The 22895-nt window shown below is 40.8% G+C and carries 22 protein-coding genes; 9 read left to right on the forward strand and 13 right to left on the reverse strand.

Annotated features, from left to right (window positions below; all coding sequences use genetic code 11):
* Positions 1 to 134: 134 nt before the first annotated feature.
* Positions 135 to 743, forward strand: coding sequence for a superoxide dismutase (locus tag ALE3EI_RS05005; RefSeq protein ID WP_222614547.1), 609 nt, complete (start codon positions 135 to 137; stop codon positions 741 to 743).
* A gap of 1118 nt (positions 744 to 1861) precedes the next feature.
* Here ALE3EI_RS05005 and ALE3EI_RS05010 read toward each other — a convergent pair.
* The 4 genes from ALE3EI_RS05010 to ALE3EI_RS05025 all read right to left on the reverse strand — a co-directional run bounded on the left by ALE3EI_RS05010 (position 1862) and on the right by ALE3EI_RS05025 (position 4653).
* Positions 1862 to 2317, reverse strand: coding sequence for a hypothetical protein (locus ALE3EI_RS05010; RefSeq protein ID WP_186991507.1), 456 nt, complete (start codon positions 2315 to 2317; stop codon positions 1862 to 1864).
* A 94-nt stretch (positions 2318 to 2411) separates the two neighbouring features.
* Positions 2412 to 3014 (reverse strand): DoxX family protein, encoded by a 603-nt coding sequence (locus ALE3EI_RS05015; RefSeq protein ID WP_233280004.1) that lies wholly within the window; start codon positions 3012 to 3014, stop codon positions 2412 to 2414.
* A gap of 242 nt (positions 3015 to 3256) precedes the next feature.
* Positions 3257 to 4258 (reverse strand): amidohydrolase family protein, encoded by a 1002-nt coding sequence (locus ALE3EI_RS05020; RefSeq protein ID WP_186991513.1) that lies wholly within the window; start codon positions 4256 to 4258, stop codon positions 3257 to 3259.
* Positions 4259 to 4347: 89 nt separating this feature from the next.
* Positions 4348 to 4653, reverse strand: a complete 306-nt coding sequence (locus ALE3EI_RS05025; RefSeq protein ID WP_186991516.1) for a DUF3784 domain-containing protein — start codon at positions 4651 to 4653, stop codon at positions 4348 to 4350.
* 408 nt (positions 4654 to 5061) lie between these two features.
* Here ALE3EI_RS05025 and ALE3EI_RS05030 point away from each other — a divergent pair, with 408 nt between their 5' ends.
* Positions 5062 to 5373 (forward strand): hypothetical protein, encoded by a 312-nt coding sequence (locus ALE3EI_RS05030; RefSeq protein WP_186991519.1) that lies wholly within the window; start codon positions 5062 to 5064, stop codon positions 5371 to 5373.
* A 282-nt stretch (positions 5374 to 5655) separates the two neighbouring features.
* Here ALE3EI_RS05030 and ALE3EI_RS05035 read toward each other — a convergent pair whose 3' ends face one another.
* The 4 genes from ALE3EI_RS05035 to purN all read right to left on the reverse strand — a co-directional run bounded on the left by ALE3EI_RS05035 (position 5656) and on the right by purN (position 9877).
* Entirely contained in the window at positions 5656 to 7554 is a 1899-nt protein-coding gene (locus tag ALE3EI_RS05035; protein ID WP_186991522.1) for an amidophosphoribosyltransferase, read from the reverse strand.
* A 60-nt stretch (positions 7555 to 7614) separates the two neighbouring features.
* The gene (locus ALE3EI_RS05040; RefSeq protein WP_186991524.1) at positions 7615 to 8538 is read right to left on the reverse strand and encodes a PfkB family carbohydrate kinase; all 924 of its coding nucleotides are present in this window, start codon (positions 8536 to 8538) and stop codon (positions 7615 to 7617) included.
* A gap of 68 nt (positions 8539 to 8606) precedes the next feature.
* On the reverse strand, positions 8607 to 9245 hold the full coding sequence (locus ALE3EI_RS05045) for a ribonuclease H1 domain-containing protein (RefSeq protein ID WP_186991526.1): 639 nt from the start codon (positions 9243 to 9245) through the stop codon (positions 8607 to 8609).
* Positions 9242 to 9877 (reverse strand): phosphoribosylglycinamide formyltransferase, encoded by a 636-nt coding sequence (gene purN / locus ALE3EI_RS05050; protein WP_186991528.1) that lies wholly within the window; start codon positions 9875 to 9877, stop codon positions 9242 to 9244. The genes ALE3EI_RS05045 and purN overlap by 4 nt, the downstream gene beginning before the upstream one ends.
* Before the next feature lie 267 nt (positions 9878 to 10144).
* Here purN and ALE3EI_RS05055 point away from each other — a divergent pair, with 267 nt between their 5' ends.
* Genes ALE3EI_RS05055 through pyk form a run of 5 tightly spaced genes read left to right on the forward strand, consistent with a single transcriptional unit; the run spans position 10145 to position 14363 of the window.
* Entirely contained in the window at positions 10145 to 10378 is a 234-nt protein-coding gene (locus ALE3EI_RS05055; RefSeq protein ID WP_034259990.1) for an acyl carrier protein, read from the forward strand.
* 12 nt (positions 10379 to 10390) lie between these two features.
* Positions 10391 to 11644 (forward strand): beta-ketoacyl-ACP synthase II, encoded by a 1254-nt coding sequence (gene fabF / locus ALE3EI_RS05060; protein ID WP_186991531.1) that lies wholly within the window; start codon positions 10391 to 10393, stop codon positions 11642 to 11644.
* Positions 11645 to 11653: 9 nt separating this feature from the next.
* Positions 11654 to 12397: a ribonuclease III gene (gene rnc / locus ALE3EI_RS05065; protein WP_186991534.1), complete on the forward strand. Its 744-nt coding sequence runs from the start codon at positions 11654 to 11656 to the stop codon at positions 12395 to 12397.
* Positions 12398 to 12444: 47 nt separating this feature from the next.
* Positions 12445 to 12933 carry an IPExxxVDY family protein gene (locus ALE3EI_RS05070; RefSeq protein WP_186991537.1) on the forward strand — a complete coding sequence of 163 codons (489 nt, stop codon included), beginning with the start codon at positions 12445 to 12447 and terminating at the stop codon, positions 12931 to 12933.
* Positions 12933 to 14363, forward strand: a complete 1431-nt coding sequence (pyk, locus tag ALE3EI_RS05075; RefSeq protein WP_186991539.1) for a pyruvate kinase — start codon at positions 12933 to 12935, stop codon at positions 14361 to 14363. The genes ALE3EI_RS05070 and pyk overlap by 1 nt, the downstream gene beginning before the upstream one ends.
* Before the next feature lie 2 nt (positions 14364 to 14365).
* Here pyk and ALE3EI_RS05080 read toward each other — a convergent pair whose 3' ends face one another.
* Both ALE3EI_RS05080 and dinB read right to left on the reverse strand, forming a co-directional pair.
* On the reverse strand, positions 14366 to 15139 hold the full coding sequence (locus tag ALE3EI_RS05080; protein WP_186991542.1) for an SH3 domain-containing protein: 774 nt from the start codon (positions 15137 to 15139) through the stop codon (positions 14366 to 14368).
* A 71-nt stretch (positions 15140 to 15210) separates the two neighbouring features.
* On the reverse strand, positions 15211 to 16317 hold the full coding sequence (gene dinB, locus ALE3EI_RS05085; protein WP_186991544.1) for a DNA polymerase IV: 1107 nt from the start codon (positions 16315 to 16317) through the stop codon (positions 15211 to 15213).
* A gap of 43 nt (positions 16318 to 16360) precedes the next feature.
* Between dinB and ALE3EI_RS05090 the strand changes: the two genes are divergently transcribed.
* Together ALE3EI_RS05090 and ALE3EI_RS05095 are read left to right on the forward strand one after the other, a co-directional pair.
* Positions 16361 to 16840 (forward strand): CYTH domain-containing protein, encoded by a 480-nt coding sequence (locus ALE3EI_RS05090; protein ID WP_186991547.1) that lies wholly within the window; start codon positions 16361 to 16363, stop codon positions 16838 to 16840.
* Positions 16830 to 17354: a YciI family protein gene (locus tag ALE3EI_RS05095; protein WP_186991550.1), complete on the forward strand. Its 525-nt coding sequence runs from the start codon at positions 16830 to 16832 to the stop codon at positions 17352 to 17354. The genes ALE3EI_RS05090 and ALE3EI_RS05095 overlap by 11 nt, the downstream gene beginning before the upstream one ends.
* Before the next feature lie 9 nt (positions 17355 to 17363).
* Here ALE3EI_RS05095 and ALE3EI_RS05100 read toward each other — a convergent pair whose 3' ends face one another.
* From ALE3EI_RS05100 to ALE3EI_RS05110, 3 genes are read right to left on the reverse strand one after another with little or no spacing between them, the layout of a single operon-like run.
* On the reverse strand, positions 17364 to 18062 hold the full coding sequence (locus ALE3EI_RS05100) for a copper homeostasis protein CutC (protein WP_186991553.1): 699 nt from the start codon (positions 18060 to 18062) through the stop codon (positions 17364 to 17366).
* A complete protein-coding gene (locus tag ALE3EI_RS05105; protein WP_186991556.1) occupies positions 18062 to 20371 on the reverse strand; it encodes a beta-N-acetylhexosaminidase in 2310 nt (769 codons plus the stop codon). The genes ALE3EI_RS05100 and ALE3EI_RS05105 overlap by 1 nt, the downstream gene beginning before the upstream one ends.
* Entirely contained in the window at positions 20371 to 22860 is a 2490-nt protein-coding gene (locus ALE3EI_RS05110) for a beta-mannosidase (protein ID WP_186991559.1), read from the reverse strand. Before ALE3EI_RS05110 ends, ALE3EI_RS05105 begins: the two co-directional genes overlap by 1 nt.
* Between the last annotated feature and the right edge of the window lie 35 nt (positions 22861 to 22895).

Genomic DNA, 22895 nt, shown 5'->3' on the forward strand with positions numbered 1-22895 from the left:
CAATTGTAGCGATAAGCCAATATTACTATTATCTATAACGGTATAGAAATCTTATAAAATCTATAACAGTTTTACACAGTGATTATGTGTAACTTTGACTAGAAATTAAAAAGTTAATCTTAAAAAATTATATTATGTCATTTGAACTTCCACAACTAAATTATGCGCACGATGCGCTTGAGCCCCATATAGATGAAAAAACAATGAAGATCCATCACGGAAAGCACCATCAAGGGTATACAGACAAGCTTAACAGTGCCATAGAAGGAACCGACATGGAAGGTAAGACCATTGAGAACATTCTTATAAACCTCGATATGGATAACAAGGCAGTACGTAACAATGGTGGAGGCTTTTATAATCACAGCCTTTTCTGGGAAATTATGTCACCCGATGGTGGTGGTAAGCCATCCGGTGAGTTGGCGACAGCCATTGATAATGCTTTTGGCAGCTTTGAAGCGTTTAAAGAGGAGTTTTCGAATGCTGCGAAAGGACAATTTGGTTCAGGATGGGCATGGTTATGTGTTCATAAGGGAGGTGCCGTAAAGGTATGTTCTACGCCTAATCAGGATAATCCGTTAATGCCAGGTGTAGGATGCGGAGGAACACCGATTTTAGGATTGGATGTATGGGAGCACGCATATTACCTGAATTATCAGAATCGTCGTCCTGACTATGTGAACGCCTTTTTTGAAGTAATCAATTGGGAAGAGGTAGGAGCAAGATATGCTCAGAACAAATAATAAAGAAATATCAGATATTGAAAACCCACCAATTGGTGGGTTTTTATTTTTACAAGAACTTGATTTTAGACAAAGGAAGATCAATTTTGGAAAAAATAAAAACTAGCCGGGGCTCGCCACCCCAATACGATTTGGGGCAATTATTAATATTAGCGGAGTTTATGGAAAGGTGAAGCGGCTCACAGGAGATTTGTTTTCATAGGAAAAAGGTAGAGGCTCGCCACCCCGTTTAGATTTAGGGCAGTTTATATGTTCAACGGAGTTCACACAAAGGTGAAGCGGCTCGCAGGAGATGAGTTTACATAAGAAAATATTAAAGGCTCGCCACCCCAATATGATTTGGGGCAATTACTAAGATTAGCGGAGTTTATGGAAAGGTGAAGCGGCTCGCAGGGTATATGAATATCAACAGTAGCATTTAGAGGCTCGCCGCCCCAATACAATTTGGACCAATAAAAAAAGGTAAACAGTAGTTTTATGGGGTGTGAAGCGGCTCGCAGGAGATGAGTTTACATAAGAAAATATTAAAGGCTCGCCACCCCAATATGATTTGGGGCAATTACTAAGATTAGCGGAGTTTATGGAAAGGTGAAGCGGCTCGCAGGGTATATGAATATCAAAAGTAGCATTTAGAGGCTCGCCACCCCAATATGATTTGGGGCAATTACTAAGATTAGCGGAGTTTATGGAAAGGTGAAGCGGCTCGCGGGGTATATGAATATCAAAAGTAGCATTTAGAGGCTCGCCACCCCAATATGATTTGGGGCAATTACTAAGATTAGCGGAGTTTATGGAAAGGTGAAGCGGCTCGCAGGGTATATGAATATCAAAAGTAGCATTTAGAGGCTCGCCACCCCAATACGATTTGGACCAATAAAAAAAGGTAAACGAGAGTTTACCTTTTTTTGCCCCAAATCTACCATGAACTTAACCTACTTATGCTATGGTATGTATCAAATATATATTATTAAATACTTCTCGAAATCAATTTTTAGACCAATAACCTGTTTTTTCGTTAAAAAGCATAAATGCGTAATTTTATAGGAAAAGAACTACAAATAACTTATGCAATCGTAAGGAAACGTTAGCGTTCGATCTACGAAACTGATATCATTATTCTAGTTTACAATGATGTCAACTTCTAAAACTTGTCCGTTTTCTAGTTTTGGAATAAGTGCGTGATACGTTAGATTTGGAGCTTCGGTAGTTGCATTCTGAACAAAGGTGACGGTGAGCGTTTGAATTTGTGTATCGCAATTCCTGAGGAGTTCATATGTTATTGATGTATTTCCGGAGGTGAGCGCTTTCTTGCCGATAACCAGATCGTATATAGAAAAATTGATATCTGGCTGACAGCTGCCTGTAACTTGGCTGTCAAAATCTGATTGGGATGTAATGATCACAAAATCGTCACTAAGGTTAATCTCCATCTCATTCTTGGTATTGACACATCCGTATTCTGCTTCCAGACTAGTTATTTCTACAATACCGGGCGTACAGGAATCATCATCTCCATTACAGGATAGGATGACGACTAGCATTAAGATTAGCAAGAAAGAATTTTTCAGTTTCATTGATTAGATTTTATAAAAAAACGAAAGGGCTGAAAGAATGTTGTCTTTGGGTAGATTATATTATTTCTGACAGGAAATTCAATTATAAAATGGTTTATCGTAAGCTGTCTGCTTTGTACTCCTCAAGACAGTTTGTAAGTGTATTTCCTTTTATATGAATACATTCACAAAATTTGAACCCTATAGACTCCTTTTCAGTAGCACTGAACTGTTTTTTGCAGTCTGCCAGAGCGTTTCTGGGCATTACTTCGTTGCCGTAGAGGAATACCAGAATGACAATTCCGAAGGTGACTGCTACCCCCGTAAAAAATAGAAATGGAAATTTATTATTGTATTTCTCGGGTTTTTTAAGAATATCTGAATCCGGAAATTGTTTAAAAGGTAATATAAATTTAAGTCGGTCATAATACCATATAAGAATGTACAAATTGGCCAAAACCATTAGGGGAGAGGTGACATAGGAGCCCTCGAAGCGCACTGCCAGGGAAAGGATACAAATGTTCAGTATAATAGGAAAATAGAGTACTGCGCCTAAAACCACGGTTCGGGGGATGAGTAATAAAACAGCCGCAATTATTTGCGCAATACCAATGAAAGTGTAATAATATCCGGTATGGTGCAGGGCTTCGAGGTAAGCACCCATGGGATGCAACGGTGACAATCCGCTGGCAAAGCGTTCATCCAGGACCTTTATCAAGCCGGCTGTGATAAATGCATAGGCAAGAAGAATGCGACAAAATATAGTGAAATACCTTAACCACCGGTTTTGTCTTGCAGCGAAATGTATACGATCAAATTTGTTCAACATATCCATCACATGAATAAAGTACTTTGAAAAACAAAGTAAATAAATATATTCTTCATTTTCAAGTTATACCGGCTTAAAAAATGCCATCTTTTTAAAAACAACCTGCGATGAATCTAGTTTCTTACCAGAATCTATTTCTTCTCCAGTAGTTGTTCTACTTCAATTTGGGACAGATTCAGTTTTGTTCTTAAAATACTGAGGTATTCATCGGTTCGATACAAAGGATAGTCGGTGCCGAATACGATTCTGTTATACCCGATCTTTCTGCAGTAATGCGTTAAATCCGAAAATTCCTCTTGCGTTAAAGGGGCAATACCTTCCGCCTGCTTGTCAAGACAGACTGCAGAAATGTCGAAGGTAATTTTATGTTTGGTTATGGGGTGGTTTTTTTCAAAAAGATCAATAAAACGGTCTAAAATAATTTTCGTCTTTGTACTGAAACCTCCCGAAGTTCCAAAATGAGCAATTTGGAGATCTAAAAAATCTAATTCTTTTAAAACGGAATCTGCCAATATACGCACATCCTCTTTTCCAAAATTGGGATGGGAATTGTCAAAATGTAACAAGACCGGGATTCGATTGTCTGAAGCATACTGAAACACGCTTTTGACTTGTTTCAAATGATCGGGCTCTGTTAAGTATACCTGCGACGCATTGTGGTGAAGTTTTATACCATCGAGCTTTAGGGTTTTATGACATCGTTCTATTTCGGCAAGAGCAAATTCACTAAGTGGATCCACGCCATAATACGCTTTAATTCTGTCTGGATATTTTGATTTAGCATTAGCCAGATAGTCATTTTCTTGCTGAGTTTTTTTCAAAACATCTATTGTATTACCTCCAAAATCCCTTGAAGAATACACATAAGCCATAGAAACCAGAGAAATGTTGGTCGCCTTATTAGTTTTGAGGATCGTATCAATGTTAGCATAATAGTGATCTGTCCTTGTGAACGGAATTCCCATTTCTTTCCAAAGTGATATGAGATGTGGACTCATCAAGTGAACATGATGATCTGTTTTAATATGCCATTCATTAACGAATGATTTTTCAGGATCATGTTGACCTTCTTTTTTTTCTTGACAGGAAATGCAGACACAAATACAGATAATTATTATCTTAAGTTTAGTCATCTTCAGCCCAATTAGTGTTGTAGTAGTCCAGCGGAAATATTATGATGTTTTGTATCATTCCATATACCTTGTTATGAAAAGTAAGGATCTTAATTCTTCCTATATCTCTTTGAGTTCGACTTAATTAATAAATAGGGAACCCCTATGATGATGGAAATCCAGAATGAACATTCCAAAATATTCGGACTTTTAAAAAATTTGGCAATAAAATATCCAAGAATGATCATTGATGCCATCCCAAACATTACATTTCTAAAGAGTTTTGCTATACCTTCGATGTCGTATTTTTGTTTTTCTTCATCAGACATAGTATTGTAACCTGCTATTAAAAAATACCATTTACAGTACCTGATCAGGACTCCAAGCAGTATAAAAATTATTGCTACTACGATCATCTCATTCAGATTAAGGTCGAATACAGTTTTCCTATACTATCAAATTTATTCTCGATTGAGTATTGCTTTCCAATTATAAAAGTAAATAACTATTCTTTTACAATAATAGTTTACTTCAGCTTTTAATAAATTGTAGACAAGGGCATACCGACGGAAAACCCCATTAAGATTTGGACCAAAAAAAGGTAACCGGCAGTTCTATGGAGTGTGAAGCGGCTCGCAATATATGTGAATTTCAAAGGAAGTATTTAGAGGCTCGCCACCCCATTAAGATTTGGACCAAAAAAAAAGGTAAACAGTAGTTTTATGGAGTGTGAAGCGGCTCGCAATATATGTGAATTTCATAGTATTTAGAGGCTCGCCACCCCATTAAGATTTGGACCAAAAAAAAGGGTAAACAGTAGTTTTATGGGGTGTGAAGCGGCTCGCAGTATATGTGAGTTTCAAAGGAAGTATTTAGAAGCTCGCCACCCCATTAAGATTTGGGGCAAAAAAAAGGTAAACAGTAGTTTTATGGAGTGTGAAGCGGCTCGCAATATATGTGAATTTCAAAGGAAGTATTTAGCGGCTCGCCACCCCATTAAGATTTGGGGCAAAAAAAAGGTAAACAGTAGTTTTATGGAGTGTAAAGCGGCTCGCAGTATATGTGAATATCAAATGAAGCATTTAGAGGCTCGCCACCCCATTAAGATTTGGACCAAAAAAAAAGGTAAACAGTAGTTTTATGGGGTGTGAAGCGGCTCGCAGTATATGTGAGTTTCAAAGGAAGTATTTAGCGGCTCGCCACCCCATTAAGATTTGGACCAAAAAAAAAAGGTAAACAAGCGTTTACCTTTTTGCCCCAAATCTTACCATGAACTTAACCTACTTATGCTATGGTATGGTTCAAAGATAGAATTTAAATTTTGAATGCTTGACAGACTTTTCCCACTTTTGGATAAAGTGAAATGTTAATCCGATAAACGACATAAAACAACCTATAACCTAAGACTTATTAACAGTCTAGTAGGCTCTTTCGGGATTGCCTTCGTAAAAGTTTATGTAAGCCCGATTTACGACACGGTTTCCTCCCGCTGTAGGATAATCACCCGTGAAATACCAGTCACCCAGATTTTTAGGACAAGCCTTGTGAAGATCGTCTACAGATTGGAATATGAGTTTTACTTTGGCTTTGATCGACTCATCACTCAACAATTCGGCGATCTTATCAGAAATTTCTTCATCCGAAAAAGGGGCGTAGAGTTCTTTTACATGGTTCACCACTTCACGATCCTCCATTTCGGTTTGCTGCTTACACTTGTTGTAAATTTCTTCAACGATGGCATATGTCCCTCTATCCTTGTGCAGTTCCAACGCTGCTCTGAATGCGATAAGCGCTTCCAGTCTCGCCATATCAATTCCGTAGCAATCGGGATAGCGAATTTGTGGTGCCGAAGATACCACTACGATCTGCTTTGGGCTCAAACGATCGAGCATTTTTAAGATACTTTTCTTTAAAGTCGTTCCTCGAACGATACTGTCGTCTATGATCACCAGGTTATCCTCCGGCTTTACAACGCCATAAGTAACATCATACACATGGGCAACCAGATCATCCCGACTGCTGTCTTCGGTTATAAAAGTGCGAAGTTTCACATCCTTGATCGCGATCTTTTCAGTACGGATCTTATGTTCCTGAATTTGCAATAGTCGCTCTGTGGTTAGGGTCTCTTTTTCTTTAAGAATGGCCTCATTCTTTTGTTTGTTCAGCTCGTTCTGAGCTGCATCAAGCATCCCGTAGAAAGAGGTTTCAGCGGTATTTGGAATAAATGAAAATACTGTATTTTCGGTGTCGTGATCTATGGCTTTTAAAACTTTAGGCATTACCAATCGCCCCAGTTCTTTACGTTCTTGATAGATCTCGGCATCGCTTCCGCGGGAAAAATAAATACGCTCAAATGAACAGGATTTACGCTCCAATGGAGGCAAGATCTCCGACGACTGCAATTCGCCGCTTTTTTTAATGATCACAGCGTGTCCCGGATCAATTTCGTGTACCGATTGGAATGGGACATTAAAGACAGTTTGTATCGCAGGTCTTTCCGAAGCGATCACGATCACTTCGTCATCCTTATAATAGTAGGCCGGACGAATTCCTGCCGGGTCGCGTAACACAAAGGCATCTCCATGACCCAGTAAACCCGCCATAGCATAGCCGCCATCCCAGTCTTTAGCCGATTTACGAAGTATCTTTGCCAGATTCAGATTTTCAGCGATATAGGGAGAAGCCTCTATTTTGGTCATTCCCTTAGCTTTTGCTTTTTTGTACAATTTACGTACTGCATCATCCAAAAAATGACCAATTTTTTCCATAACGGTAATCGTATCGGCCTTTTCCTTGGGATGCATCCCTAGTTGGATGAGGTTGTTGAATAACTCGGTGGTATTTGTCATATTGAAATTCCCGGCAATGATAAGATTACGGTGCATCCAGTTGTTCTGTCTCAGGAAGGGATGTACATTTTCAACACTGTTGATTCCAAAGGTACCATAGCGCACATGACCAAGAAGTAACTCTCCGATATATGGAATGTTCTTTTTCTGAGCCGACACGTCATCCTTGTATTCAGGATGGGCTTCAAAATCCAGGTTTATACGCTCATTGATCTGAGCAAAAATATCCTGAATGGGCTGAGAAGCATTGGATCGTACTCGACTAATATAACGTTCTCCGGGAGCCACATCCAGCTTTATACTCGCAAAACCGGCGCCATCCTGCCCTCTGTTATGCTGCTTCTCCATCATGAGGTACATTTTATTTACCCCGTAGAACGCAGTACCGTACTTGTCCTTATAATACTGCAATGGTTTCAGTAATCGCACCATTGCAATCCCACATTCATGTTTTAAAGCGTCGCTCATTGTTGTTGAAAAAGTATTTCTAAATCTACAAAAAACGCCCTGAAAAATCAGGGCGCGTTATCATGTTAATTCTATTTCAAATTGTGTCAGGCTCTTAAACTGCTGCAAGCGCTGATGAATTTCTTTTTTGGATAACTCAAGCATCCGTTCTGTTCCAAAGCGCTCTACACAGAATGAGGCGAGACAGGACCCGAAGATCACCGCCTGTTTCATATTTTCAAAACTTATATCACCACTCTTGGCCAAAAATCCGGCAAAGCCTCCTGCAAAAGTATCTCCGGCTCCGGTGGGGTCAAAAACTTCTTCCAGCGGCAGGGCGGGTGCGTAAAACACATCGTTTTGGTGAAATAATAATGCTCCGTGCTCTCCTTTTTTAATAACCACATAATCGGGTCCCATCGCCATGATCTTTTGAGCAGCCACAACCAGCGAATATTCTCCGGTTAGCTGTCGTGCTTCCTCATCGTTTATCGTTATTACATCGACCTTTGCGATTACCTGCATCAACTCTTCAAGGGTGTTGTCCATCCAGAAGTTCATGGTATCGAGGATCACAAGTTTGGGGCTATCCATTTGTTCAATAACGCTCAACTGCACTAGTGGATGAAGGTTCCCAAGCATTACCACTTCTGCGTCTGTATATGCTGAAGGTACCTTCGGATTAAAATCGGCCAATACATTAAGCTCTGTTACTAAAGTGTCACGGGAATTCATATCATTGTGATATTTCCCGCTCCAGAAAAAGGTTTTTCCTTCTTCTACGATCTCGAGGCCTGAAACATCAATACCTTTGCTTTCGAGCATTGTTATATATTCCGAAGGAAAATCTCCCCCCACTACCGAAACAATGGCCGAGTCCACATTAAATTGTGCTGCGGAAAGACCGATATAAGTTGCGGCGCCACCCAAGATCTTATCGGTTTTCCCGAAAGGGGTTTCAATGGCATCGAAGGCAACGGTTCCAACTATTACTAACTTACTCATACAAGGGTTCTAAAAGAAGGTGCAAAGATACGGTTTTGTCTACAATTCTGCCAACAGCCGATATAAGTTTATTTTCTACCAAAATCTGCCGGAATTTCCCCCCAGGCTTTGGTTTCCCATTTTACGACCTTAGTAGTGTAACGGTTTGTTTTAAGCCAATTTTCGGCTCGTTCAATTAGTTCGAATAACTTTTTATTTTTTGTCGTTTGCTTCAGTTTGGTATTGCACTTTTTACGCTTTACCCAACCCATTGCGATCCGTGAATCGGTGTAGATTAAACGATCACTGTTATGTTGCTTCAGAAAGGCGAGTCCGTGTACAATGGCAAGAAACTCTCCTACATTATTTGTCCCTTGCAAAAAGGGTCCTTGATGAAAAAGTTGTTTATGAGTTTGCGTATCCACTCCGCGATATTCCATTTTCCCAGGATTTCCGCTGGAGGCAGCATCTACTGAAATGGAGAGTAAATTTGGTTCGCCAATTTTTGCCAGCTCTTCTTTGGATAGTGTTTTCTTCTTTGCCCCTTTTCCTTTATAATCGGCGTATTCCTTATTGTAAGCGGTCTTTGCTTCGGAAAATGTATCGAAGGATTTGTACTGGGCACCCTTAACACCGCTTATCGATCGCTTACATTCTTCCCAACTTCCGAAAATCCCAGCCGGATTTCCAAACCAAACCACATAGAATTTTTGTTTCTTTTTACTCATGAAGGGTAGTTTTTGCCTTCCCGCTCCTCTGAGGGATGGGAACTGAGTGGGAGGTCGTTTTCTTCTGAAACCAATATTTTTTCGATCACTTTCGGGAGCCACTTATATTCTAATTGGTGTACTTTTTCCGCTATGGTTTTGGCAGTATCGGAAGGGATAACAGCCGTAGTTGCCTGAAAGATGATAGCGCCCTCATCATAATGTTCATTTACATAATGGATCGTAATACCCGTTTCTTTCTCTTTGTGCTCCAAAACTGCCTGATGCACATGACTGCCATACATTCCCTTTCCTCCGTATTTTGGCAAAAGTGCGGGGTGGATATTGATGACCTTATTAGGAAACTCATGTAGAATGTGCGCCGGAAATTTTAGAAGAAAGCCTGCAAGAACTATGAGATCTGGATTCGTCTCTCGCAGTATATTTAAGACACCATCGGCTGCGTATAGATCTTCTTTATTGAAGTATAACGATTTGGTATTCAGCTGTTTGGAACGATCTAGTACTTTGGCATCCTTGTTGTTTGTAAGGACAAGAACTACCCTGGCAACTTCACCTTGTTGAAAGTATTGAATGATGTTTTGAGTATTGGTACCACTACCTGAAGCAAAAACCACAATGCGCTTCTTCATAAAAGTTGGTTTGGGGGTTTAGAAGTAAATTAGTAAATAAATAACAAAAGTAAGGCAATAGGGTTTTACTTCGCCCAAAATTGTTTAATTTGGTTTAATCTTTATAAATTTAATAGGTTTATATTTAAAGATCGAATACATAAAGAAGTCAATTATATTTAATTGATGTTTTTAATGAAGACAGTTCACATTTTATCTCTAAAATGGTGTTTTAAATTAAAAAATTTTATTTTTGCCACTTATAATTAAATTAAAAAATCAAGAATTATGTCAGACATTGCATCAAGAGTAAAAGCGATTATCGTAGACAAATTAGGTGTTGACGAAAACGAAGTTGTAAACGAAGCCAGCTTCACTAACGACTTAGGGGCCGACTCTTTAGATACGGTAGAGCTTATCATGGAATTTGAGAAAGAATTTGATATTCAGATTCCGGACGATCAGGCTGAAAACATTGCTACAGTTGGTCAAGCAATCTCCTATATAGAAGAGGCTAAATAAAACTACTTCTTTATGGAATTAAAGCGAGTTGTAGTAACAGGTCTTGGCGCCCTTACTCCTATTGGTAACTCTATTTCAGAATATTGGGATGGGTTAGTAAACGGGAAAAGCGGTTGTGCACCGATTACCTATTTTGATACTGAAAAGTTCAAGACAAAGTTCGCTTGTGAAATAAAGAATTATAATCCAGAAGATCATTTCGACAGAAAAGAAGCCAGAAAGCTAGATCGTTTTGCTCAGTATGCCCTTGTTTCATCAGATGAAGCAATAGAAGACGCAGGATTCAATCTCGATGAGATCGATAAATTCAGAGTCGGGGTAATATGGGGAGCAGGGATTGGCGGACTGGAAACTTTTCAGAATGAAGTAATAAATTTTGCAAAAGGGGATGGAACACCGCGTTTCAACCCCTTTTTTATTCCCAAAATGATAGCCGATATTGCCCCGGGTAATATTTCTATCAAACACGGGTTTATGGGGCCAAATTATACTACGGTATCTGCATGCGCCTCTTCGGCAAATGCAATGATCGATGCACTAAATTATATTCGGTTAGGTCATTGTGATATTATTGTCACTGGTGGAAGTGAGGCAGCCGTTACGCAAGCCGGAATGGGCGGGTTTAACGCCATGCATGCACTTTCTACACGAAATGACAGCCCCGAAACCGCTTCCAGACCATTCGACGCTACCCGCGACGGATTTGTATTGGGAGAAGGAGCAGGTGCTTTAATCCTTGAAGAATACGAGCACGCTAAGAAACGAGGTGCTAAAATATATGCCGAAATAATTGGTGGAGGAATGTCTAGTGATGCATATCATATGACAGCCCCACACCCCGATGGAATTGGAGTGGAACGTGTAATGCTGAATTGCCTCCGCGATGCCAACGTAAAACCGGAAGAGGTTGATGCCATTAATACTCATGGTACTTCAACACCACTGGGTGATGTTGCCGAATTAATAGCTATTGGAAAAGTATTTGGTGATCATGCTAAGGATATCAACATTAATTCTACCAAGTCTATGACCGGCCATTTGTTGGGAGCTGCCGGGGCCATTGAAGCTATTGCTTCTATACTTGCAATGCAACACGGCACGGTACCACCTACCATCAATCACACCACTGTGGATGAGAATATTGACCCGGATCTGAATCTTACACTCAACAAGGCACAGAAAAGAGACATTAAGATCTGCATGAGCAATACCTTTGGTTTTGGAGGGCACAATGCCTGTGTACTATTTAAAAGACATGAGGCCTAAAAAATGTAAATGGCATCAATTAAAAACATATTTAATTCTCGTTCTTCAACCGACGGGGATTTTTTTTATTCCTTAAAGAAAATTCTGGGATTTAAACCCAAGAACATTTCGATCTACGAAGAAGCATTTACACATCGTTCCATGAACGAGAAAAACGATGACGGGCACTCTCAAAACTATGAACGTTTGGAGTTTCTGGGTGATGCCATGATCGGGTCTGTGATCGCCTCTCATCTTTTTAAGGAAGTACCCGGAGGAAACGAAGGATATCTAACTAAAATGCGATCTAAAGTAGTTAGCCGGGAACATCTTAACGAATTAGGACGTGATCTAAACTTGATCAGTTTTGTAAAAACAACTATTCCTTTAAGTCAGTTTGGCGGCAATATCCACGGCAACGTCTTTGAAGCGCTTGTTGGGGCGATTTATCTCGACAGAGGATACAAATATGTGGAGAAGTTCATAAATAAGCGCGTGATAAAACCCTATGTCGACATACAGAAACTGGAAGGGAAGGTAATTAGCTATAAAAGCCTGTTTATCGAATGGTGCCAGAAAAATAAAAAGCCCTTTAAATTTTCGGTATATGAAGACACAGGCAATGATGCCCTTAAGCACTTTGCAGTTCGTCTGAAATTAGACAATGAAACTGTGGGAAAGGCCCGAGCCACCTCAAAGAAAAAGGCCGAAGAGCGCGCTGCAAAAAGAGCGTTTTTTAAACTTCAAAAAAGAATGGATACAGAAAGGGCCTGATTTTTTTTCTATGTGACGCCATTGTTATAATTTTAGTAAAAAATTGAATGGCACACCACAAACTCATACTGGACGACGATTTAAATGAGGATTATTCTCTTATCGCCATTCATTGCAGCGAAGAATCCTATAAAGTTGCGTATCTCTTAAACCGTTTTGCCTCTTTAAAATTAAAGCGAAAGCCTGTAGATCTGGAATATTCGAGCAAAGGGATGGACGTTACGTTTCCGGTATTCGAATTTGAACATACCATGTTCTATACCACTTACAATCTGGTTGCGAACAAATGTAAATCTTCACAGTTGCATACCAGTTCCAGTGGACTTTTCAGTGAGGATTTTTCAGACAGGTCTGTCGTGACCTATCTTATTCCGGAATACAAAAAAGTAGATTATTTTCTGAAAATACAATCAGATTTTGAGGTTATTCCGCTTCGCAAACTTATTTCAGAAATAAATGAAATAAAACAAGTAATTTCGGCATATAGTCTCGATCTTGATCAGATAAAGTCCAAGAACAATTTAATTTTTGATTAATGCCAGAATTTAAAAGAACAAAAATAGTAGCTACACTCGGACCCGCAACTTCAGAAAGAGCTGTCGTTAAACGAATGATCGAAGAAGGGGTAAATGTCTTTAGAGTAAATTTTTCTCATGCCGATTATTCAGATGTGAAAAGGAGTCTTAAGATGATCCGAAGTGTACAAAAGGAATTAAAGACATCTACGGCAATCCTGGCCGACCTGCAAGGCCCTAAATTGCGTGTTGGTCTCATGAAGGAAGAAGTGGTAGTTGACACGGGTGATGAGCTCTATTTTTGTACCGGAGAGGAATTTGAAGGCACCCGGGACCGCATTTATATGAATTACGATAACTTTCCCAAAGATGTAAATCCGGGAGAGCGCATTTTATTAGACGATGGAAAACTCATTTTTGAGGTACTTAAGACCAATAAAAAGGATGAAGTTAAGGCTAGAGTAATTCAGGGAGGTCCATTGCGTTCCAAAAAGGGAGTCAACCTTCCCAATACCTCCATTTCTCTTCCGGCACTCACGGCCAAGGATAAGGAAGACGCTATTTTTGCCATTTCTCAACAAGTAGATTGGATCGCTTTATCATTTGTTCGAAACAGCGACGACCTTAAGGAGTTGCAGGCGATCATCGAAGCACACAGTGAGTACAAGATTCCAATTATCGCGAAGATTGAAAAACCCGAAGCAGTTGAAAATATTGATAAAATTATCGCCTATTGCGACGGAATTATGGTTGCACGTGGAGATCTCGGGGTAGAGGTGCCTGCAGAGGAAGTCCCTTTAATTCAAAAAGAATTAGTGCTCACAGCAAAACGGGCCCGAATTCCCGTGATCATCGCTACACAAATGATGGAAACCATGATCACATCGCTCACCCCAACGCGGGCCGAGGTAAACGACGTGGCAAATTCGGTAATGGACGGTGCCGATGCCGTAATGCTTTCAGGAGAGACATCCGTAGGGAAGTATCCTGTAGAAGTGATCAAGACCATGTCTAATATTTTAAAACGTGTTGAAAATTCGGCTTTAATTCATGTTCCACAGGAACCACCACATATAAGAACCAATCGTTATATCACCAAATCGATCTGCTATCACGCGGCGCACATGGCGAATGAGATCGAAGCAAAAGCAATTTGTACGCTAACCAATAGTGGTTATACTGCCTTTCAGATCTCTGCCTGGCGTCCGTCTGCTCACATTCTGGTATTTACTTCCAATCACCGGATCCTTTCACGACTTAACTTGCTATGGGGAGTAAAGGCCTTCTTTTACGATAAATTCGTTAGTACCGACGAAACCGTTGAGGATGTAAACAAGATCGCCCGTGACTACGGATTCGTAGACAAGGGCGACTATCTGATCAATCTGGCAGCCATGCCCATAGCCGATAAAGGCATGGTTAATACGCTGCGGGTTTCACTTGTAAAATAAACCTATTCGATGGTCTCGGTTTCCGAGATCTTCATAGCCTCTCCGTCTTTTACGATAGAAACTGTTCTAGAAATGTTTTTTGCTTTATAGACATATTCTATTTTTTCTAAGCTATTGTCGTTACGACTAATGCGCAGTTCACTGGTCCAGATATCCTTTTTAGGTTTTTTATCCTTCACTGTTTCTTGATTGCTTCCTTTGGGATCGGGGAATGCAAGCTCTTTTGGAAAATCGAAGAGACGCTGTGCAACAAAATAGGCTTCGTGCCACTTTGTCGTCGGTAACATAAGAGTTTTGGTGGTAGATGGCTTACTTGCCGTTCCTCCTGCTGTTTCTTCAAAGGAGACGTTGGGGAACTGCTCTTTCAATTGGGTGGCATAGCCCGTAAAATTTATGTCGGGCTCCGGAGGAAAGAATCGCGACAGATAACCGTTAAATGCAAAACCCTTTTTGTGATTAAATTCTACTTCATCCATGCCTCCTTTAATTCCCCCTACGGTCATGGTGGTGTTTTTTTCAGGAGTCAACACTCGTACTTTGGTGCCATATGGCATTACGGAAAGCTTTTCACTATTGAGATTATTGAATTCACGGAGTGAAAGTCCGCTGAAGGCTGTTACATACAAATATTCCGGGGAAGTTTCAGATGCGTCGATATCGGCAACGGCAAGATCATTTGAAGTCGTGTCGGTTTCGGTGTCTTTGGTCTCATTGTTACACGAGATCATAAGGGCTGTAAGGGCAATAAACAGAATGGAAAATGCTACTTTTTTCATAACGATGTGGATTTAAGTTAATAATTATAAAGTAGCGGTTTTACATAAGTACGGGTTTTAACTAAGGTTGATCAAAAATCTAATTTTAACTGAACATCTACACTGTAATTTTGTTCTAAAGTTTTCTTTTTTTCCTGTTCGTTGTTGAGGGTGGATATTGAAATTCCCAACAACCGTACCGATTCCTGCATCTTTTCCTGAAATAACAAATCTTTAACAGTCTCCAAGATCAGTGATGCGGAAGACACAAAATGTGGTAAGGTCTTGCTTCTTGTTTGTAACGTAAAATCACTGTATTTAATTTTTAGCGTAATGGTTTTTCCAGCGATCTTGTTTTTTTTCAACCGGCGTTCTACTTCTTCGGCGATCTGTTTTAATCGTTCCAGCATAAAAACTTCGGAGGCGATATTTTCATTAAAGGTGCGCTCTGCAGCCAATGACTTCTGAATTCGCGAAGGCTTTACTGCGCTGTTATGACTTCCGCGAACGACCTGATAGTAGTATGTTCCGCTTTTTCCAAAATGTTCGGTTAAAAATGCTTCTGTCTTCGATTTCAGGTCTTTCCCGGTAAAAATCCCCAATCGATACATTTTTTCCTTGGTTACTTTCCCAACTCCGTAGAATTTTTTAATATCAAGTGCTTCCAGAAAAGGAAGAACCTCTTCTGGGGGTACTGTTTTTTGACCGTTGGGTTTATTGAAATCACTGGCAACTTTGGCGATAAATTTATTGATGGATATTCCCGCACTGGCATTAAGCCCTAATTTGTCCTTTATCTTCTTACGGATCTCCATCGCAATAAGGGTTGCGCTCGGATTTCCTTTTTTATTCTGAGTGACGTCCAGATAGGCTTCATCCATCGAGAGCGGTTCTACAAGATCGGTATACTCATAAAAGATATTTCTAATGGCTTTAGAGATCTCTTTGTATCTGTCGAATCTCGGCTTTACAAAAATAAGGTCAGGGCAATTCCGTCTTGCGGCCACTCCGCTCATCGCGCTTCGCACTCCAAATTTTCTCGCTTCATAGCTTGCAGCACTTACAACACCTCTAACCGAACTTCCGCCAACGGCAATAGGTTTTCCAACCAGATCTGGATTGTCTAATTGCTCCACCGAAGCGTAAAAAGCATCCATATCTACGTGTATGATCTTTCGAACCGGAAAGGTATTCTCCATCCCATAAAATTATAATATCTTAGTGAGAGTTTGTCATAACATCATGATTGAAATTGAGAGAAAATTTTTGGTGACTTCCGAAGCCTATAAAGCGGAAGCCTTTACAAAAACCCTAATTAAACAGGGGTTTTTAAATACCGATCCGTATCGAACAGTTCGCGTTAGGATTAGAGGTGAAAAAGCCTTTATTACGGTAAAAGGGATGTCGAATACCTTAGGGACAACACGCTTCGAATGGGAAAAGGAAATCTCTGTTGAAGATGCAGAAGCGCTTCTTTCCCTATGTGAAGAAGGCGTAGTTGAAAAGATTCGATATGAAATTAAAGTTGGTTACCATACCTTTGAAGTGGACGAATTTTTGGGGGATAATCGCGGCCTCACTATAGCCGAAATTGAACTGGCCTCCGAAAATGAAGTTTTTACTTCCCCCGATTGGCTGGGATTGGAAGTCACCGGAGAGGCAAAATATTATAATTCGCAACTTAGTAAGCACGCATATAAATTCTGGAACAATGAAATTTAAGATCACACTACTCACTATACTTTTAATCGGGCTTGCCGCCTGTAAAAATGATGCACATCACAGCGACCATGATCATAAACATTCCGATTCATTGCACATAGATGAAAAAGCGGTGATGCAAAAAGAGTCTTTTTCCGAGCTCAAGGAACGCTTAATGAAAGAAGGCTATCAGATCTTCGATTATGTCGATGAAAGATCGGGAGATAGCACCTTAATGCAACAGTATTTTATTGCGTTTTTAAAACGAGGACCGGTTAGAGATCAGCCGAAGGAAGTTACCGATAGTCTTCAGAAATTGCACATGGAGCATTTGGGACGAATGTATTATGAAGGGTATGCTTCAATTTCAGGACCTTTTGGTGATGATGGGGACATACGCGGAATTACCATTTATAATGTACCTACCCTAAAAATGGCAGACAGTCTGGCCAATATGGACCCTATGGTAAAAGCAGGTCGTTTGGTGATAGAAGTCCATCCGTGGTGGGCTGCGAAAGGCTTCCCGCTGCGTTAGTCCGGTAATTTATTGAGCCAACTGTACTACCTTCCTAATTTCATGTACGTCTGAAGTACCCACAACGCCTGTTTCAAAAAGTGAGTTTGGAATGACATTCTGTTTAGGAATAGCAGATAAATGCACACAGGTAAATCCTGTTCTTTTAAAGAGCATTACATTTTCTGAAGTAATCCCGCTTCCCGGCATGATCTCCGGTTTTCCTTCTGAAAATACTCTCAATTGGTTCAATAATTCAATGCCGGCCTCCGCGTACTGCTGAAGCCCGGACGACAATAAACGTGTAATCTGTAATTTCTGAAGTTGTTGTAGTGATTTCAGCGGATCTGAAACACGATCGAAGGCCCGGTGAAAGGTAAATTCCATCCCATCGGCTGCTTGTATCAGCGTTTTTGTCCTTCGTTCATCAATAGATCCTTCCGAAGTCAATACTCCGCTTACAATGCCGGGACATTTCAGTGTCTTGCAATAGGAAATTGTGTCTAACATCTCCTGTAATTCTTCTTCCGAATAACAAAAATCACCACCTCGGGGACGCACCAGTACATGCGTTGGAATGTCAAGTTCATCTATTACCTTTTTAATTAAATGGTGCGACGGACTCACCCCACCTACGGCTAGATTTTCACAAAGTTCAATTCGATGAGCTCCACCCATTTGAGCTGCTTTAGCACTTTCGAAACTGTTGGCGCAAATTTCTACGATCATTATTCGATATATATTTCATCTATAAACGTCCAGGCTTTGTTGCCGGCGCCCTGCATTCCGTCGGGAATTATTCCGTACGAAGGCACGATTAGTCTAATATGTTGTAAATCTTTTAGTTCGAACTCACTCAAGTCTGCCTCAACTTCAGCAAACCGACTGTTGTCATTAATTTCAACAGGAATGATCTGCTTTATTTCTGTTCCTCCTTTTAAGGTTCCTACTATTTCAACTTTCCGCGGCGCATAGATCCATTGGCCGGTTGCATTGTAAAAACGAGTTGAAAGATGACGAACCTCAGAAGGATTTGTAAGATTTATGGTTATCTCAAGATCGTCTCCCCAAAAGCCCAGCCATTCGGTATCTCCATATCGGGTGTCACTCCCCGATACGCCATTGATGATAGCCATTTTCCCACCAGAGCTGTAAGCCGGATGCGGTTCGACATTAATCGCGATATTCCCGGTGATTCCTTTGTGAAAGTTTATCTGCTTATGGTATGTTTCACCCAACTGTGTTTCACCCTCATACAATCGCGCTTTTATTGTAACGTCTTCGGTGATCTGAAATGGGGAGTTGTATTCAATTTCTTCTGAATTGTTTAAAGAATACCTGATCTGCTTTCCGGCAGTAGGTGTTTTTAACTCAAAAAAGACTTCCTTTCCCTTCTTAAGGACTTTTCCGTCCAACTCATACAAATGATTGGCATAATGGATATCCAATGCATCCAATCGGGGATAAAAATCTTCAAGTCGGGACACAAAGTTAGCATACCCTACATTGTCGTTTTTGGTAGGACCACTCCATACCACTTCACTCAATGCCAGCATTCGTGGAAACGCCATATATTCAACATTTTCTGAAGTTTTTAGATATTCGGTCCAGACATTTCCCTGGGCGCCTAGGATGTTGTTGGCTTCCACGGCAGTGAGTTCGTCAGGAACCGGATCATATTCATATACTTTTTTTAGGGGGATAAATCCGCCAATCGCCAAAGGTTCGTCATCATTTTCGGCCTGATAATAATCGAAATACAGATGCGAATTAGGGGTCATGATCACAGCATTTCCGTGCTTTGCGGCTTCAATACCACCACTTTCTCCCCGCCATGACATCACCACTGCATTGGGAGCCAGACCACCCTCGAGGATCTCATCCCAGCCAATGATCTTTTTGCCTTTGCTATTTACAAATTTTTCGATTTTCCCAATAAACCAACTCTGTAGATCACTTTCATCTTTAAGCTGGTGCTCCGCTATCAAATTTTGACAACGAGCACATTTTTTCCATTGCGTCTTAGGCGCTTCATCACCGCCTATATGTACATATTCTCCGGGAAATAATTCCATTACCTCGGTGAGTACATCCTCCAAGAATGCAAAGGTCTTTTGGTTTGGACAAAATATGTTTTCAAATACACCCCATTTGGTAGCTGGATTTACGTTTTTGCCCGCACAACCCAATTCGGGATAAGCACTTATGGCCGCCTGTGCGTGTCCCGGCATTTCAATTTCGGGGATGATGGTTACATTGTGCTTTTGCGCAAAGGCGACGATCTCCTTAATATCTTCCTGTGTATAAAACCCTCCGTATCGCTTTCCGTCGAATTTTTGAGGTGAATCGTTGTAATGACCAATAAGTGTTTCCTCTCTAAAGGCAGCCTTGGTTGTTAATTCGGGGTATGATTTAATTTCAATGCGCCACCCCTGATCGTCGGTAAGATGCCAGTGAAAGTAATTCATTTTAAGGAGTGCCAGACTTGCAATATATTTTTTAATGAATTCCTTCGGAAAGAAATGTCGGGACACATCCAGATGCATGCCACGGTAAGGGAAGGCCGGAGCATCATTAATCATTAGATATGGGAGTTCAACACCATCTGAAGCATAGCCCTTTGTTCTTTCAAAATGGGGAGACAACAATTGCCGCACCGTTTGTACCCCATAAAATGCCCCTGCAGCATCGGGAGCACTTATAATAACACCTTTGTTATTTATTTCAAGGGAATAACCTTCAGGAGCCATAGCGTCCACTTTCCTAAAGATGATGTCTGCTTGTTCTACGGAAGTATTTTTCACATTGATCGCACTTCCGTTTTGAATATAGGCTTCCAGAAAATCTCCGGCCAGTTCGAACTCTGTTGGTACAAAGACCAAAATGTTTTTTTCTAAGACCAATGCCCCTTGAAATTGTTCCATTTGTTGCGGTTTGGGGATCAAAACGACCTTAGGATCACTCCTTTCTTTTTCTGAAAAATTACAGCTTTGAAAAAGGAATAGGACAAGAAACAGTATGGTTAGCAAGTATCGCATTAATTTGACATAATTTGGTTTAAGGTTAAGATCCTAATCTTAGGAGTTTTCTTGGTAGTGGTATTAAACTGAACAACGCGCTCCTCTCCGGGGGGCAGATCGAAATAGTTGTCGCTCCATCTCCCGGCTTCATCGGTCTGTAAAAACACGTTCTTCTGAAGTGATTCGGAAGTCAATCGAATCTCAAAACCATCCTTTGTGGACTCAATTTCGGTAGATACTTCAGAAGAAATAAGTTGTAGATCCTTCGGTTTAACAAAAAAGAAGATTCGTCTGGTATCTCCGAAACGGACATCGGCATAACTGCTCGAATAATCTATTGAAAATTCCTTCAGAAATATTTCAAATACAACTTGGCTGCTTTCTACAGAAGTTGCGACCGATGGGACAGACTTTTCAAACAATATCTCTCCTTTAAAATCCTTGATGGCAATATTTAGCCTGCCCGATGCAGGTTTCAGATTATCGTCTACAAGATGAATTTGAAGGGTGTCGTTCTTAAGCCGGGGTACAATGATGATATTTTTGAAGGCGTCTTTGGCGCGGTAGTGTAAGGCTTTCCAGTTGCCCAGTCCGTCTATGCCCGACCACGAAACTACCGGCCAGCAATCGTTCAGCTGCCAGTATAAACTGCCCATGGTGTATGGCTTTGCTGCCCTATGGGCATAAATGCCCTTGGTGATCCCGTAAGCCTGCAGCAACTGACTCACATATACGTATTCCTTAGCATCTTCTGGAACCGGATAATATTGTTTCATATAGGAATCTATAAGTTGGAATCCACGTGCATGCTTCTGATGATTGGCAAAAGAAGGATGGATGAGGTTTATGGAATCCTGTTGGGTAAAATAGCGAATGGCCTCAAGGGATGGAAATGATTGAAATCCGAATTCACTCATAAACCGGGGAACGTTTTCTTCAAAATGCTCGAAGGGATATCCATCATGCCATACCCACCAGTCGTGAGCATCGCCTTCCGAAGCATAGCGCTTGTCTCCTCTTCCAAATTTTGGGGAACTTTCCCAGTAGGAAACCGATGGATGCAGACTATCTACCACCTTGGGCAAAATATGATTGAATAATGCATAATACCCATTCCATATTTCTTGCTGTTGGACCTCTGTTTTAGCATCCTTCCAGCCCCATCGATGCCAGCCTTCACTGTTCTCATTATTACCGCACCAAAGGCCAATACTGGGATGCTGCCGCAATCGTTTTACATTATCGATCGCTTCCTGTTTCGCATTTTCAAGAAAATCGGGATCACCGGGATACATGGCACAGGCGTACATAAAATCCTGCCAAAGCAGTATTCCCTTTTCATCACACAGATCGTAGAAAGTATCATTTTCATAGATGCCACCTCCCCAAATGCGAAGCATATTCATATTGGCATTCGTTACATCGTTTAGGAGAATTTGGTAGTCTTTTTCGGTTGTTTCAGACAGAAAAATATTGGGCGGAATATAATTTGCACCCTTCATAAATACGGGTCGGTCGTTCAGTTTAAAGTAGAAACTCTCACCCAAAGGATCCTTTTCGGTAATGAGTTGAATAGTACGCACTCCCACTTTCTTATGAAGTTTTTGAAGCACGTCGTTGTTCTTTTTAATAGTAATACTGAAGTCATACAAAAACGGCTCTCCCAGATCGTGCGTCCACCATAGTTCTGGATCTTCAATGGAAACGGGAACGGAGTATTCCTTGATGCCCGGACTAAGTGTTATGTGTTCCTCGAAGGAATCCCCGGTTGTATTATTTCTAACGACTACAGTGATCTCATCCTTGTTCACTGTTTCCAGTTCGACTAAGGCAGTGAGCAGGGCAAGGGTGTCACTTACAGATTCCGTTTTTACAAAAGCGTCCTTAAGCCGAACATTTTCGTAGCTAAGCAACGAAATATCCCGCCAGATTCCCATGGTTTTTAGGGTAGGGCCCCAGTCCCAACCGTATTGAAACTGTGGCTTCCGGGTAAAGACACGAGGTGCTTCAGGTAACTCATAATTGAGTTTTAAAGCTTCTGATCTTTCTATAGAATCGGGGCTTTCAAAAACGATCCGGAGTGCATTTTCAGCTAGCAATAGGTCCGATATGTCGTGTTCCCACCTTCTGAAGGCATTGTTCGTTTTAAGCAATAAGCTGTCGTTTAAATAGACAGAGGCATAGGTATCCAGGCCATCAAACTGTAGGATATGTTTCTGTTTTTGTAGCGTGGAATCATTTATCCTAAACCGGGTTTTATATTCCCAGTGCGTCTCGGAAACCCATTGTATGGAATCTTCGTTATTGAGCAAAAATGGGTGAGGAATTTGTTTCTTCCGAAGCAAGTCCATTTGCACACTTCCCGGAACTTTTGCCTCCTGCCAATGGGAATTGCCCAAGGGAGAAAACTGCCAGTTGGCATTAAGCGAAATTCGCTCGTTAACGGGTTCGTGAGAGCAGGCAAGGTTTAAAAAAAGCAGCAATAGCGGAAGACCCCATTTTGTCATAGCACTAAAATAGGAAATAAATCTGTGCGCTTTGA

Source organism: Constantimarinum furrinae, assembly GCF_014295415.1.
In the GTDB taxonomy this organism is placed as follows: domain Bacteria; phylum Bacteroidota; class Bacteroidia; order Flavobacteriales; family Flavobacteriaceae; genus Constantimarinum; species Constantimarinum furrinae.